This is a genomic window from Paenibacillus sp. J31R122 (assembly GCF_056269185.1).
Genome location: NZ_JBWDNM010000026.1, coordinates 1 through 15,494, shown reverse-complemented (window position 1 = coordinate 15,494; position 15,494 = coordinate 1). Strand labels below are relative to the sequence as shown.

The 15,494-nt window shown below is 40.9% G+C and carries 15 protein-coding genes and 1 pseudogene; 13 read left to right on the top strand and 3 right to left on the bottom strand.

Translation table 11 applies throughout. The features are described 5' to 3' along the window. The first annotated feature begins 8 nt into the window (after window positions 1-8). The 7 genes from AC0YN7_RS28205 to AC0YN7_RS28175 all read left to right on the top strand — a co-directional run bounded on the left by AC0YN7_RS28205 (window position 9) and on the right by AC0YN7_RS28175 (window position 9,213). On the top strand, window positions 9-3,989 hold the full coding sequence (locus AC0YN7_RS28205) for a hypothetical protein (protein WP_475813339.1): 3,981 nt from the start codon (window positions 9-11) through the stop codon (window positions 3,987-3,989). A gap of 117 nt (window positions 3,990-4,106) precedes the next feature. After that, on the top strand, window positions 4,107-4,862 hold the full coding sequence (locus AC0YN7_RS28200; protein WP_475813338.1) for a glucosamine-6-phosphate deaminase: 756 nt from the start codon (window positions 4,107-4,109) through the stop codon (window positions 4,860-4,862). A 1,080-nt stretch (window positions 4,863-5,942) separates the two neighbouring features. After that, on the top strand, window positions 5,943-6,371 hold the full coding sequence (locus AC0YN7_RS28195; protein ID WP_475813337.1) for a GNAT family N-acetyltransferase: 429 nt from the start codon (window positions 5,943-5,945) through the stop codon (window positions 6,369-6,371). A 757-nt stretch (window positions 6,372-7,128) separates the two neighbouring features. Continuing rightward, the gene (locus AC0YN7_RS28190) at window positions 7,129-7,530 is read left to right on the top strand and encodes a DUF6547 family protein (protein ID WP_475813336.1); all 402 of its coding nucleotides are present in this window, start codon (window positions 7,129-7,131) and stop codon (window positions 7,528-7,530) included. A gap of 120 nt (window positions 7,531-7,650) precedes the next feature. Further along, entirely contained in the window at window positions 7,651-8,031 is a 381-nt protein-coding gene (locus tag AC0YN7_RS28185; protein ID WP_475813335.1) for a hypothetical protein, read from the top strand. A gap of 172 nt (window positions 8,032-8,203) precedes the next feature. Further along, window positions 8,204-8,542: a VOC family protein gene (locus tag AC0YN7_RS28180; protein WP_475813334.1), complete on the top strand. Its 339-nt coding sequence runs from the start codon at window positions 8,204-8,206 to the stop codon at window positions 8,540-8,542. A 170-nt stretch (window positions 8,543-8,712) separates the two neighbouring features. Further along, window positions 8,713-9,213 carry a hypothetical protein gene (locus tag AC0YN7_RS28175; RefSeq protein WP_475813333.1) on the top strand — a complete coding sequence of 167 codons (501 nt, stop codon included), beginning with the start codon at window positions 8,713-8,715 and terminating at the stop codon, window positions 9,211-9,213. Window positions 9,214-9,469: 256 nt separating this feature from the next. Here AC0YN7_RS28175 and AC0YN7_RS28170 read toward each other — a convergent pair whose 3' ends face one another. Continuing rightward, window positions 9,470-9,943, bottom strand: coding sequence for a GNAT family N-acetyltransferase (locus AC0YN7_RS28170; protein ID WP_475813332.1), 474 nt, complete (start codon window positions 9,941-9,943; stop codon window positions 9,470-9,472). 439 nt (window positions 9,944-10,382) lie between these two features. Here AC0YN7_RS28170 and AC0YN7_RS28165 point away from each other — a divergent pair, with 439 nt between their 5' ends. The 5 genes from AC0YN7_RS28165 (at window position 10,383) to AC0YN7_RS28145 (ending at window position 13,926) form a co-directional block, all read left to right on the top strand. Next, window positions 10,383-10,979: a hypothetical protein gene (locus tag AC0YN7_RS28165; protein ID WP_475813331.1), complete on the top strand. Its 597-nt coding sequence runs from the start codon at window positions 10,383-10,385 to the stop codon at window positions 10,977-10,979. 199 nt (window positions 10,980-11,178) lie between these two features. After that, complete coding sequence (locus AC0YN7_RS28160; RefSeq protein WP_475813330.1) at window positions 11,179-11,649, top strand: N-acetyltransferase family protein; 471 nt, start codon at window positions 11,179-11,181, stop codon at window positions 11,647-11,649. Between the two features lie 156 nt (window positions 11,650-11,805). After that, window positions 11,806-12,522 (top strand): SDR family NAD(P)-dependent oxidoreductase, encoded by a 717-nt coding sequence (locus AC0YN7_RS28155; RefSeq protein WP_475813329.1) that lies wholly within the window; start codon window positions 11,806-11,808, stop codon window positions 12,520-12,522. Window positions 12,523-12,693: 171 nt separating this feature from the next. After that, window positions 12,694-13,383: a signal peptidase I gene (gene lepB, locus AC0YN7_RS28150; protein ID WP_475813328.1), complete on the top strand. Its 690-nt coding sequence runs from the start codon at window positions 12,694-12,696 to the stop codon at window positions 13,381-13,383. 156 nt (window positions 13,384-13,539) lie between these two features. Next, on the top strand, window positions 13,540-13,926 hold the full coding sequence (locus AC0YN7_RS28145; RefSeq protein WP_475813327.1) for a hypothetical protein: 387 nt from the start codon (window positions 13,540-13,542) through the stop codon (window positions 13,924-13,926). A gap of 315 nt (window positions 13,927-14,241) precedes the next feature. On the opposite strand, the gene AC0YN7_RS28140 is transcribed toward AC0YN7_RS28145, so the two are convergent. Beyond that, a complete protein-coding gene (locus AC0YN7_RS28140) occupies window positions 14,242-14,451 on the bottom strand; it encodes an H-type small acid-soluble spore protein (protein WP_475813326.1) in 210 nt (69 codons plus the stop codon). A gap of 514 nt (window positions 14,452-14,965) precedes the next feature. Here AC0YN7_RS28140 and AC0YN7_RS28135 point away from each other — a divergent pair. After that, window positions 14,966-15,196 carry a hypothetical protein gene (locus AC0YN7_RS28135; protein WP_475813325.1) on the top strand — a complete coding sequence of 77 codons (231 nt, stop codon included), beginning with the start codon at window positions 14,966-14,968 and terminating at the stop codon, window positions 15,194-15,196. 112 nt (window positions 15,197-15,308) lie between these two features. Here the strand turns inward: AC0YN7_RS28135 and AC0YN7_RS28130 are convergent. Further along, window positions 15,309-15,494 (bottom strand): annotated as a pseudogene (locus AC0YN7_RS28130) (hypothetical protein); the annotation flags it as partial.

The window sequence follows — 15,494 nt, the reverse complement described above, 5'->3', positions numbered from 1 at the left end:
GACAGAGCATGTTAGGAAGAGCATTGGCTTATGCTTGTATGATTGTTGCTTTGTTTGCACTGCTCTCTGTAGTAGGGTATGCCAATGGAGAACCGCCTATCATTACGACGGAGCAAACTTCTATAACCGTGCAGGAGTCCGTTTATTCAATTGTTGGAAGTGTCAGCGAGCAAGCTGTGGTCACGGTGAACGGAAATATAACGCAAGTAGGAGTGGATTTGACTTTTATTCAGTCCGTGCATCTCCAACAGGGAATCAATACGATTGTTATTGAAGCCGAGAATGGAGATGGATTACAGGCAGTGCCTGTTGTTATCACGGTCAATTATATACCTGTAATGGCCTATGAATATGGCAACGCATTGTTTGGAGAAGGCGGCTGGATAACGGGGCTTGTCTTTCATCCACAGGAGGAATTGAAGTATATCCGTACCGATGTCGGTGGTACGTACCGTATGGATGAGACCCAGCAGCAGTGGATTCCGCTCAACGATGATCTTCCTTACTCGTTATGGACCTGGTATAGCGTAGATGGCATTACCGTGGATCCAAACGATCCGGATGTGGTCTACGCAGCAGTAGGTTTAGCATCCAATGCACAAAACTCATATCGGAAGGGAACGGTCCTCAAATCCGAGAATAAGGGTGTCTCGTGGACCCAACTTCCACTCGAGCTTTATTTTTCTGGAAACGGGGACTTGCGCTGGGTGGGAGAGCGAATCGCCGTAGACCCGTTCGATTCGGATCGTATATGGGTTAGCTCTCGCCAAGAAGGACTGTGGAATTCTGAGGATGGTGGCCAGAGCTGGAGCTTATCAGCATTTCCCGGCATTCTGAGGGAGAATTATGGTGTGACGGCGCTTCTATTCGACCGTCATCATCGGGGCGTCGTCTACGCTGCCGCTTACGGAGATGGCATTTACCGCTCGAACGATTCGGGAGCCAGCTGGGTGAAACTTGCTGGTTCGGACAATCCCGATAAACCGGCACGAATGGTACTGTCCGCCACCGGAGCCTTGTATGTAACAACGGAAAAGCACGATAAAGGAGTTCTCAAATACGAAAGTGGAACCTGGACCAACCTAACGCCCGATTCTAATATGACAGACTTCTCGGGTGAGCCTGCAGGCTACAACGGTATTAGCATTAACCGCTTTAATGAACAATCCATGGTTGTGAGTCCTCATAACATGGGAGGGGTTTTGTTCCTTACAGAGAATGGGGGCATCACCTGGAACAGGATAGACAGCTCGAACTCGGTGCTTCAGTCAGATATTCCGTGGATGAAGCCCGCTTATTGGGCAGCTTCCATCGGCGCATTAGAGTTCGACCCCTATCATAACAATCAGGTATGGTTTACAGACTGGCATGGCATATGGAAAACAGAAGATATTACAGCAGTGACTATACATTGGGAGCAAATACAACAAGGCCATGAAGAGATGACCACTCGTTCAGTGAAGTCGATTCCGCAGCAAACACGACTTGCCATCGGAGGAGCCGATATGGGGGGAGGGATCAGCTATCACTATGATGAGTATCCCGAACGAATCGATAACCTGGGTATGTCGGAAATCTACGACTGGGATTTCCTTGAAAGCGACCCCTCACAGCTGGTTATGGTCGGTGGCTCTAAGGTATCAGGCCTAGGTGCTGTGTCTCATGATTCAGGAGATACATGGACCAAGTTTCCTGCATACCCTGTTATTGGCGGGCTCCCGACTAAAGTAGCCATGTCCGCAACGGACCCTTCTCTGTTTCTAGTCACGACCAGCGACTATTCGGTGTTCCGTACGGCTGACGGCGGTAGTACATGGACTGAAATACTTGACATTCCCGTCACGGCCAAAGGCCCATGGACGTGGTCAAACGTATTGAAGTCCGACCGGGTGAATGGAAACAAGTTCTATTTCATCGACTATAAGACCGGGGATTTTTATAGAAGCACAAACGGCGGATTGAATTTCACCAAGACCGTAACGCTGCCATTACCTGAGGATAGACGTTGGATCTATATGCAGCCTTCTTTTCATTCCGAAGGTGAACTGTGGATCAGCTTGGACGACAAGGGCTTGTACAGGTCCATTGACAGCGGCAGCACATTTATACGTGTTGATCGGGTGGAACAAGCATTCAATATAGCCTTAGGCAAGCCCGCAGCCGGCAGCTGGGACCCTGCCGTTTATATGTACGGAACAATCGGCGGGATTGAAGGCATGTTTCGTTCCTTGGATAACGGACAGTCTTGGCAGGATATCGATACGGGGGATACCGGGTTCGGCAACAGGCCACAGACGATGGATGCCAGTAAACAAGTGTTTGGGCTCGTATTTGTCGGGACCACAGGTAGGGGAGTCCGCTACGGTAAAGTAGAGAATAGCGACATTATTCCTCCTAAGATTCATCTAAATCAAGAGAATCTCATCGTGAATCACGCTCAGTTTGAGGTTAGTGGAAGCGCCAATGAGAATGCGACCATTATGATTCAAGGAAATCCTGTTCCCGTCGATAACGATATGGGATTTACCGGACAAGTCATTTTACAGCCTGGCGATAATGTGATCACCGTTCAAGCAACGGATAACTATGGAAATTCGTTTATCAAGAGGCTTCATGTTATTTACGATTCAGTGGCTCCTGCTTTAACCTTAGATCAGACGCATGCAACGGTTAGACAAGCTGAATTCATAATCTCCGGTACCCTGAACGAACGAGGCTCGGTGTCGATAGATGGGCATTCCTACTCTACTTCGGACGATTTAGCTTTCATTTCAACGGTAACTTTGCAAAGCGGCATGAACAGCGTCCTCGTTACGCCAGTGGATGAGGCGGGCAATCAAGGCACGCCCGTTTCACTAAACATCGAATACGTTCCGATTCCTGGCTTTGACTTGGTACTAACGGAAATTGGCGTGGAAGAGGCCAGCTACCAAGAAGGAGATAACGTACACCTATACGCGATAGTGAAAAATCAAGGTAATGAAGCAACCCCTCTGCAATATGTCATGGTTCATTTTGTCAAAAACCATGATTATGCAATAGAACGTTCGGGAGGTAACGGCACCAAGTGGTATCCGAGCGGCGGCAATCAATCCAGCGCCTCATCGGGTATCGCCACTTCCAACCTGCAGTTGTCCATTGCGCCAGGTGAAAGTATACGATTCACGACGGGCACCTATAAGGTCCCTGTTGGGCAATCGAACTTTAAGCTGCTGGCGATTGCGGATGCAACAAGCAAATTTCTTACCACAGAAGAAGACCGCACGAACAACACGCTTGCCAGCATGGTCAGCAGCTCGCTAGTTACTGAATTTTCTGTCGGGACACAAGTGGGAGCTTCGGTTATAGATGCGGTGTATCGAAGGATCGACTTCCAACTGAATGTGAACAGTCAGAATAAGTTCTTGAAGCCAACCATTGGCCTGATGCCAGGCAGCACGATCGAACCCCAATCTGGAGCCTATATGAATTTTGGCAGTCCGGTGTCTTACATCATCACGACAGCGAATGGAGTCAAGCACACGTGGACCGCAGCTAATACATTAAGCACTAGTCAACCTTCCGAGTATTTTGATCTGGTAGTTACTGAAGTTGGCGTTGATGATTCGGATTACGAGCCGGGAGATCAAGTACGCTTTTATGCGATCATCGAAAATAAAGGTAACATCCCGTCTCCCCTTCAATACGTCAACGTACATTTTGTGGTAGGTGCCTCCACTGCATTGGAAAAGGGCGACAAGAAATGGTATCCCGATGGAGGCAATTTGTCGAGTACAGCTTTGAAGTCGGGAGATAAAAATGAATACGTATCGATCTTGCCCGGTGCGCAGAACGCAATAATGGTATACGCTAGCGGAACCTATACGATTCTCGAAAGGCGGCAAAGCTTTAATCTTCTATCAATCGTAGATGCTTCGGGCAAATTTTTTGATACAGAGCCGAATCGCAGGAATAACTATAAAGCCTCAGTGGTTTCAAATTCAAATTGAGGAAGTCATGGAATTATACTAGAGCCTATTCAAAAAGCCCTAACCGCAAACAAAAAATAAAAATGCACCGGAGCAATAAATTGTAAAATGGACATCAATCAACTGGAGGAATTACGGATGAAAGTTTCTGTATGGAAAGATTCCCAAGAATTAGGCGATCAAGCGGCATTATATTCAGCAAAGGTAATTAGAGAAAAAATCGAACAAAATGGAAAAGCTAGAATTATCTTATCTACAGGTGCTTCTCAATTCGACACCCTGAAAGCTTTAGTTGAACTTCCATTGGATTGGAGCAAGGTAGAAATGTTCCATCTGGACGAATATGTTAATCTTCCCGTCAGCCATCCAGCAAGCTTTCGTAAATATTTACAGGAAAGATTAGTTGATCAGGTTCCGGCTATGATGAACGTTCATTTTGTTAGCGGTGAAGGTGATGTGCTTAAACAGATCGAGCAATTAACGACGGAAATTAGAAAAGCGCCAATCGATTTGGCTCTCATCGGTATTGGGGAAAATGCCCATATCGCATTTAATGATCCACCGGCTGATTTTGACACGAAAGAAGCCTATATAGTTGTTGATCTCGATGAAAGCTGCAAAAAGCAGCAGGTTGGTGAAGGCTGGTTCGCATCCATCGCAGAAGTGCCTACTCAAGCGATTTCAATGACGGTTCACCAGATCATGCGAAGCGAGGTTATCGTGTCGAGTGTTCCGCATCGTGTTAAAGCGAAAGCGATTAAGGACATGATAAATAATGATGTAACGAACCTAATTCCGGCGACCATGCTGAAAACACATGCGAATATGGCTCTTTTCCTTGATGAACAATCCGCCTCTGAAGTAGATAAAGGGCTTCTCGAAACGAATAAATAGTTGCTAAGGGGGCAATCTTGCGGCAGGAATTCTTGTTTCCAAAGCTACTCCGGCTCCTAAGCTAGCCGTACAATTTATTCAAGAGGCGCTTAGGAGATCGAGGAGAGTTTCCCAAAATATGTCCATACGCATATGTCTTTTGGAGGAAGTCGTTACTAGTAAATGAATATTTTTATAGGCGTAATACAAGAGGGGAAGAAGTTGAATCACCTAGACATTTTGAATATACTTTTCAGATAGCTACTAAGCTCATCTTCGAAGAACTCCAATACTTATTTAATGAGTAACAACATCACAAAGCGGCTAATTCGGCTAAATCTGCTTCTTCAAAAGAATTATTGTGGATATTGAACAAGGTTACTGCTCAATTCTGTATGAATTTTTTTAATGCATGGCTTAGAATTGCAGAAGAGGGAACTCGGCGAGAAGCAGCACCGTCGTGGGAACAAATCAGACAAATTAAAGAATCAAGTTTCCGGAAGTTTGCATTTAAAATAACTTCTAAAAAAATAATTCACTTTTAATTGAATATTTCCAACAAGAGCAAGTGGGGGAAACCATACATAGTTTCCAATGCCCAAATTTCTCAGTTAGCAGAAAGAGAAAAATAAATCGTATGAAATGATTTACTCCGATGAAAATTGCAATGAATGTTTTTGATAAACCAAGCGAAGAAAATAAGCAACTCAAACTAATGATTGATCGTTATGTATCAAAGTTGCGATTTTGATTTTTTAGAAACCAAACCCCGTCGATTATTTTTTGACGGGGTTTTAAACTTTTTCGGCCAACGATATATGTTCTTGTCATCCGACTCACATCCGTGTCTGATGACAAGAATATGAGCCGATTAATTAACGCGTAAATCGCGGTTTTTTTGTTTTATCGGTACATATTCTTGGCAATGTGCAATGTCAAGAATATGTACCGAATGCCGAAATAGGCCAAGAATGTATACCGATTACCGATAAGCTATTTATCATGTGTTCTGCAGACTATTGAGCTAACGGGCAGGATAGTTCAATGATTTCGCTAAATACTCAAGTGATGTTGTTACGACAAATACTTTAGGAGAGTTAAATGAAAAATAATCTTACAATTCTAAAAAGGTTACCAACGATATCAGAATATACAAAGCTGTGTTGTGCGGTTGGCTGGAAAGATTATATGAATTTTGAAGTTGCAGAAGAATCTTTAAACCAATCACTATTTGGTGTTGTCGTCCAATTTCAAGATGAAATAGTTGGAATGGGAAGGGTAATTGGGGACGGGAGAATCTATTTTTACATTCAAGATATAGCAGTCTTACCTGAGCATCAAAACAAAGGAATAGGCAAATTAATAATGGAAACAATCAAAGAATACTTAAAGGAAAATGCTCCTGAAAAATCATTTATTGGTCTGTTTGCGTCACAAGGTAAAGAATCTTTTTATAATAATTACGGTTTTAAAAAGCATGAAGGAATGACAGGAATGTTCGGAGTAATTCAAGATAACGATGTTAAGTAAAGTTTATTTGGTTACGCTAACGAGAAACTATAGTGCAATGACAACAGGCTGCCGATAGTATCGGCAGCCTGTTCAGCTAACGGGCAGTAGAGCGTGGAATAGAAGGGGGACTATAATAGTTAGAACTATTTAATTTGAAGGGAGTAGGGTTATAATCCTTGTAACTTGATGTAACCGAGTTATATTTATCATTCAAGTGAAATAAGGGTGGTGTTATAATTTTAACGAAATTTGATATTGGTAGGAAAATTATTTCTAGTATAATCACAGCAGTAATTCTTTCGTTAATTCTTGTGGAATTTCATGGTTATGCCCCATTTTCCATCTATTTTATGTACTCATTCATCGGTTGCTTAATAATTGGCGTACCGTGTTCATTAATTACAGACATGATTATCTTAAAAATGAAGGTAATAAAAACAATGCTGGGCATGCTCATGGGGTTAGCCTCACATCTAATATTTGCAGTGATTATTTTGTATTTGTTTTCTCTTATCGAATCAAAAGGCTTCCTTTTTCTTTTTAAGTACGCCAGTGTTTTTGTGTACTCATTTTTTATTGCCGCAACAGGTTTATGGTTGATTGATACGATTTTTAAAAAAATTCAGTTTCCAAGATAAAAAGAGAGATACAACGAGCGTACGATCTAATACAGCTGTTACGCTAACGGGACACGATAGCTCAAAAAAATGGAACCTCAACGGCAGTCGGATATTCGGCTGCCGTTTGTTCAACTAACGGGCAGTATAGTTGAACAATGAAATGGACGAATTCAGGAGGAATTCACCAATACAAGATGGATGAGAAACCGATAGAAATATATAAAACGTTTATTGATGGTGTTGTAGGTTTAAGACCAGGTGTTTATCCCAGCAGGATATTAGGTGATGGCTGGCCGAAAATACCCGATAATGAGAAAGTGAATAAGGTACTAAGTGAGCTATCAACCGAACAAAAACAAGTATTTGCTTATATCTCTCAAGCCTCCAGAGATGATGGAATCCACGATGTATTAGTCTATTTAACAGATCAAATAAATATCGAAGGTGTTGAGATATTAAAAGATGGAATTAAAATGGCAGTGGAACCATTTGATTCTGGTATGCACTATGATTGGGTGTGTAGAAAAGAAGGAGATCAATGGCCTGATTCTGAATAGTCTTAAGAAGTTTTCAATAGGCTGAGCACTTACTGAACTAACGGGCAGGATAACGTGGTGGCAACGAAGAATTATTGAAGTGAAAATACCAAAGTTAAGCCTGAAGATTGGATGAAACATATGGAAGAAAAACGGATATATAAACCACTTGATGTTCTTTCAACTGAAGAGGTGATAGATCGCCTGAATAGAAATCAGTTAGACGAGCTTATGACCCTTCCCCTTTCAGTAAGTGAGCACCACCCCAATTGGAAGTTTGCTCAAGACATTTGTGTTCAACTCTCAAGTCATGAAGCCCCTGAAGTTAGAGCAAATGCTGTATTGGGATTTGCATATATCGCGAGAACAAAAGGAAAGTTAGAGAAACACATCGTTAAACCTATCGTACTTAGAGAACTTCGTGAAAATCACGGGCACAACTGGAGAATCCTCGATTCAATTGATGATATCAATCTATTCATGAAGTGGAAGATAGGTAAAAGTGGGACTAAGGGTAACTAGTTCGTAGTTCAATTAATGGGGAACGATAGTTCCATTCCTGAAGGGCTGCCACATGGTAGCCCTTCGCTACGCTAACGGGCAGTTATCAGAAAAAATATTGTTCTCATACAGGAAAATATAGGTAACCCGTCGAAGAAATAACATCAAATATTTTGGTTAAGGGGATGATTTCTTGACACTCATTAAAAATCGCATTGTTGACCTTTATATTTCGTGTGAAGATGAAAAGCGTGCCAAGGATTGGTACTTAAACGTATTAGGGCTATCTGATTTAGTGATGGAAAATGGCAGTAGACTTTTGTTGATAGAATGGGGAGAAAAACATAAGCCAATAGTTGATGGGGCTGTGTTTAGCTTCCAAGCTCCTGATATTCATAAAGCTCACTCAGAATTAAAGCTAAGAGGTGCTAAAGTTGATGAAGAGGTAGCACAATTCGGTGCTCAATCCTTTGGGTTTCACGTAATTGATTCTGAAGGAAATGTAATTTTGATTATTGACCAAGCCAGTTAAGGTTAACGCATAATTAAGCTAACGGGAAACGTTAGTTGAACTAACAAGGAGCAGTTCGCCACAGAGCTGCTCCTTGTTTTCGTTAAGCTAACGGGCAGGTTAGTACACAATAATTTCCATATTTCGTCTATATTTTCGACTGCACAAACTGGGGTGAGGTGACAGTTTGAATGAAAAATATCTTAGCTGTTGTTTTATTTATTTGTATTATATTCAGTATTAGTGTACTACGACCTAATACGTTATTTGCATGTAGTTGCAGTTACCCAAGCATTGAACAAAAATTTGAGGGAGCTAGCGTCATATTCACTGGTACGTTGGTTAGTAAAGATAAAGAAGGCGGGAATATTTTTAATGTGGATAAGGTTTGGAAGGGTAATCTCGCGGATGGTTATGTATATAGTGGTTTCAATGGTATGTGTGGGACTGAATTTGAAATAGGAAATAAATATTTAGTTTATACATTCAATTCAAAAGGCAAAGAAACAACCAGTCTTTGTAGTGGCAATAAATTGATTACTGACGCGAGTAAAGATATACATGCCCTAGAACGATTAACTGAACCCGAATGGAAAAACAAATATTTTCTAATAATTGCTTTTGTTTTCGTAATAGCAATCTTAATAATAATATGGAAAGTTAAATTGAGGTTTAAGAAAAGCGTTCATTAAGCTAACGGGAAACGATAGTTGAACAACTAAAGGGCTGCCATGTGGTAGCCCTTCATTACGCTAACGGGCAGTTTAATGGAGCGCCGTGTTGAAATAAACAGTTGTTATTTATGATAGGGGTCACCGCTCTAAACGCAAGCACAATATCCGATTTGACCATAAAATTTACATATGTATATAAACTAAAAGCCACTCCGAACAATGGAGTGGCTTCATTAATAGAACTTGTCATTTATTCATCTATCGTATCCATGAGTTAAGTCATATGTTTTTCATAAAATACTAAAGTAATTTTATCGTTTATTTCTTTTGTTTCTCCCGTTCTTCTATATCCTAACTTTTCATACAAATAGCAATTTCCTTGCTCTTGTAATATGGTATCTAGTTCCCACATTCTTGCATCATTATATATCTGCTCGATTATTGCAAAGACTTTTTGGGCAATTCCTTTTCCTTGGTGTTCTGGCAATATAAATATAGGACTGACACGATAAGTTTTATTATCCTTTTTTATGATTCGGATACCCCCAATAGCAATATCAGAACTTTTAATTATGTAATAATCTGTAAACGATTGATTGATTCGACTAATTATTCGTTCTAATGATTCATTAGCAGGGCTTGTTTCATAATCCTTATATTTTTCCAATAAGGGCATAAATGCTTTGATTTGCATTTCGTGAATAGCTTCTGCATCTTTTAAATCTGATATAAATAATGAAATCACCATTAAGTTTACACCTCCATATAGAATCCTTTTGTTTAACGAACCCATACTCTATGAAATAATAACTATAATACCACCTATTGGAAACTATATCATGCAGTTTGCTCTTTGAAAGTTGAAACTTGAGTGTGGAAATATAGTGTCTTCTACTCGTATTTTACTTTTGATATACTTCAAAATTGATTCATGATTATTTGAAACACGGACTCAGTAATCCAAGTTGACAATTTGTAAGATATTCCACGGTGAACCGTATCATAGGTAAAAGTGTGGGCATTCCGCTAACGGGACACTTTAGTTGAATAATACACATTGATGAGCAGGAGCTACGGTAGCCTGCTTTTTTCATTGAACTAACGGGCAGGATAACGCAACCATTCTTTCATTAAAAACGTCTAAAAGCTGGTTAGGAATTTGCCACCATTCCAATGAGGTGATAAAAATGTGGAAAAGAATAACAATGACCTTACTAAGTTTTTTGTTCGTGTTCGGTACGTGGTTTGTGGTCACGCCTTTAACTGTACATGCATGCTCTTGTGCTAAACCCCCAAGCATAGAAGATCAGATGAATCGAAAAACCGCAATTTTTACGGGCAAATTATTGAGTTTGACAAAACCTGTTAAGGGGAAGATTTGGTCTTCCGCAGATCCTGTAAAAGCTCAATTCGAAGTGAGAAAGGTTTGGAAAGGAGAATTGGATTCTCAAATGACCGTTTACACAGCATTGAGTTCGGCAAGTTGTGGATATGAAGGATTCGAAGTGAATGAAGAATTTATCGTTTTTGCCTATGGTAAACCAGATCGACTTGAAACAGGTCTTTGTGAGGGTACTAAGAATCTTGAATCCGCACAAGAAGAACTTAAAGCATTGGGAGCAGGATATGAACCATCTAAGATAATAAGTCCTCAAGAGGATCAATTAGAAATATCTTCTATTAATAATGAGACAAATAACCGATTCATAATCGTTTTAGTTCTTGGAGTTTCTCTAACATTATTTATCTTGCTGATCATATCCTTCAGAAGGAGACGCCGATGAACGCAACTGTTTCGGGTGCTCTTTACTTACTACAGGTACATATTAATGTTTGTGCGTTAAGCTAACGGGTAACGAGAGTTCAATTGTATTAGGGCTGGCGCATGACAGCTTCATCTCTACTTAACTAGCGGCCAGGAAACTGACATAATTTCAATGAGTAATTTATGTTGAAGATTTATTTTTGATTGGAGGGATTTTATTGGATATAGAAATAATATCCCTTGATGAATCACATATTCTTAAAGCTAAAGGCTTGGTAGCTGGCTACTTAAATTCTTCTTCCAATGGAGTGGACGAATCAGATCCATCACAAGAGCAGCTAGAACAATGTAAACAAATCATTAATAGGTTTATTAAAGACGGCTCATCTTATTTTTATTTAGCTAAACAGGATCATGAATATATTGGGTTCATCATCCTTTCCTGGGGCTTTTCAATTAGCAAAGGCTACCCCATATTGCGTATAGAGGCCTTATATTCATCATCGAAGCACAGAAAGAAGGGCGTAGGCAGGAAGCTAATGGAGCATGCCATTGACTTAGCTAGTTCTAACAAAGCCACGCGATTACAACTCGAAACAGATGATGATAATGCCCCTGCTCGAACTTTGTACAAGCAGCTTGGATTTAAATTAATACAAGGTAAAGGTGTATATATGTTATTTCTATAGCGGATATGGTTTTGAACTCGGTACACGATAGCCCAATAAATCACCAAGACTGGGCTGCAGAATTGGATTGTAAAATACATAAGAATTCTGCTAACCGTTGATGAATTCTATTTGTGCTTTGGAATCCTTCACAAACTAGGTGGAAAGAGGAGCAATATGAAAGCATTTATTGTAACAGGTTCGTCTCGTGGGCTGGGTTTCGAGATCTGTAAACAGCTTATTAAGCGTAATCATCTTATCTTTTCAATATCTAGGAAAAATAATGATTTGCTTTTAAAACTTGCCAGCCAATACGAATGTAAATTGCATTTTGTGAAATATGATCTGCAATACTCAGAGGGAATCCCAGGCTTAATTCAAGAAATACTTAAAGTTATGTCTAATACTGAGTTAGAGTCCATTACTTTAATTAATAACGCAGCTCAAGTAACGCCATTAGGTCCTATTAGTTGCTGCACCCCAGAAGAAACAGTGCGAAGTGTACAAACAAACTTATTAGCTCCCATCTTAATGACCCAATCATTACTTAAGCAGACGGAGCAGTGGAATGTTCATAGAACTATAGTTAATATCTCATCAGGCTCAGGCAAGCATGCAGCAGCTGGTATGAGCGTATACTGTGCTTCGAAATCTGCATTAAATATGTTCACATCCTGCATACAACTTGAGAGCCATAGAGCATTAACGACCTACACAGTGGACCCAGGTATGATTGACACCGATATGCAAGATGTGGCACGGAACGAAGAAAGCCTACCAATGGCTGCTTTTTTTAAGGAAGTTAAGGAAACAGGTGCTTTAAAATCTGCAGAAAATGTTGCGAAAAAAATTGTGAGAAGGGTCTTAGCTACTTCAGATAAAGCATTACGCTAACGGGTAACGATAGTTGAACAACTTAAGGGCTGCCAGGTGGTAGCCCTTCATTACGCTTACGGGTAGATCGACTAAATACATTTCTGTTAATTTCGGATGTTCAGGAATTTGTTGGAATCCATTGGATAATTATCCATTTTAATGAGTATTATCAAATTAGGGGGGATTCCAATGAAGAAGTCACTAGTGATTGTATTCTTTTTTCTGTTCGTTCTTGGCTGCGAAGAGCAAAGCATTACTGACCTAATCACTCAAGAGTCGCCAAAGACAGTTGAAATGAAACAGGACCTAATCGCTGTTGAAAACCATAACGATGGAATGGCACGTCGCAACTTAGAATACATCTCTAAAGACAAAGGGAAGATAGCTGTCGACCCGAATTATTACAATCAGAATGATATTAATCGCGGCGATGTAATTTACTATAAAACCCCTACAATTGATAAGAACAAATATCCACAGCTAAATCCGCCCGAGTATAATATTGCAAGGGTTATAGCTCTTTCAGGCGAAGAAATTGAAATAAAAAATGGTCAAGTATATGTTAACGATAAAAGGTTAGATACCTTTTATGGTAAGGCCCTCAGTTGGGGACTCGAAGAAGAAGAGTATTTTAAAACAGTCAATAAGCCAGGTTCAGCTCAATGTGATGAATCATGCCAGAAAACCATGAATGAATACTTTAACATGGAAATGGATAAGGTTAAAGTGCCTGAAGGACATCTCTTTGTTATGGGAGATACGTGGTGGAGAAGTATTGACAGTCAAATCTATGGTTCTTTGCCTGTCACCACTATCAAGGGAAGGGTATTGGGATATGCTAGTAACGGACAATTTTCAGAATCTACGATTAACAAATAGTAAGCGATTGAACTAACGGGGAACTATAGCTTAACAATTACCATAACGAGGCTGCTAGCATGTAACGGTAGGCCTCGTTGAACGGGCAGGATAGTTCCAATATGCGGTATAATTTTTGCGATCTATAAAAGTGGGGTTAGAGGAGAATTCGTAGCGGTGAACAAAGACGATATTGTAATTAATCAAATTACAGAGTTAGATAAATTGGAATCAACAAAATCATTACAATCGACAATCAGTAAACTTGAGAATGCCTTGTCCCAGATGACTCAAAATGGTGCAAATACTACCCTAGTAAAGAAACGACTCAAAGCTGTTTACATCGGCTTAGCCACGCTAGAACACGTTTGGAATCAAAGATCCCATCATTACACCCAGGAAGATTTAGCAGAAGCTCGCAATGTGATTACTGGTTTATTTCCATCAATTGAAAACAGTTATACTAAGTCAAAGGCAGGTAGTCCCCAAAGAACGCTTTTAGAAAGAAGAATTAAAGCGTTGGAACTTGCTGTTCAAGCGATTGACGATCTTCCCACTAAATAACTCATAATGTAAACGAAGCGTTTGGGAGTAATCTTTGTTCACCTTACTGAACAAAAACTAACTGAAGCCCTTTTAAAATATGATTCCGAGTTGTAATGCCACCAAACTAATGAGAACGATACAATCAAAGCAGACTGTCTGCATTATCTGGCAGGCTGTTCAGCTAAACCAGCTAATATAGAATGGTAAACTGATTTTATTCATGCCAAATAACCCTCCAATCTGGAATTGGAAGGTTTTTAATGGCGACGGATAAAAGCGGTGAGGAAGCAACGAAGTTGTTTCGCGAAGCTTTGCGGCAGTTTCGGCGGCGTCTCACATAAACGGCAAATCAAACTCGTTGTTGAATTCTTCCGTCAGCACGTCGACCGGCACCGTCTGCTCCTCGTCTGGCCTGTCGAGCGCATGAATTCTCGCCGTCCCGGCTCCCACGTTTACATGTTCAATGAACACAGGCACGCCGAAGTACGACACGAATTTTACATCCGGAGAATCGGCGATCATCTTCGCTCTGTACGCTTCCATGATATCATCACCTCTCGTACAGTATTTGCAAGGGGCATGCTGCTTATCCGCGCGAACCTGTAATTGTCGGTTAATTAGAATATAGTTTGAATCAAGTCCGCGTAAATCGCGGGCTATTTCTTTTAACGGATCAAGTTCTTGTCAAAAGTTGATGTCAAGAACATTATCCGATTCCCGACTAGTGACAAGAACATTGTCCGAATTCCGGGGAGGGCAGGGCGTCTGCCGCGAGCCAGTGTCTGAAGGGATTGTATCAGGCCGTAATGAAACGGGGCTAGCCGAAACGAAGCCGGTCGCAAAACGAGGTTAAACAAATTCGAAGCGATCTCGCCGCTAAAGGAAACTCCGAAGTGTACCGAGAACTGAATATATAAAGACCAAGAGGCCGCCGCGGAACATCTATTGGCGGCCTTGTTCCGCTAACGGGCAGGTTAGCGTGGCGATTGATGGGTTATATGAGTTTCATAAACGTGGTATAATATTCCATATAAACCGAATTGAGAGGGGACTTGGAATGAGCACAAACAACATCCATGAAACCCAGCCCGAAAAGGAACATTTGTACAGTAACGATAATTATGTCGATGAGAACCTTCGCTCTATTCAAAGTATTGAGGGTGGAGGACCAATGAAAAAAATAGATTTAAATTCAATGCCGCGTCCTCTAAAGATCTTCGGCTACTTTGTATTTTCAATTTTAGTGTTAATGTGTGCGGTAGCAGTCTTGATTAGTTTTATTCGTTAAATTTAACAACATCACCACGCTGCAATGATTCAACTAACGGGGAACGTTAGTTCAACAAAACAGCAGCAGTCTAGGGTTTCATTTTCTCATCCGTAGCTGCTGCTGTTCTATTTTAGCCATACATATACCAAATTCTCACGGCAGCTCTGAATGTCAATTGACCCGGCTCAATGGGGCTTGTGGCATCTTCCAACGGCATAGCTGCCGCCTTGAAGAACACAGGCTCCGCTCCAGGCTGCGCTACTTCCTCGACCTTGCATGGAACCGCGGACAAGGAAACACCGAGTGCCTGGGCGAT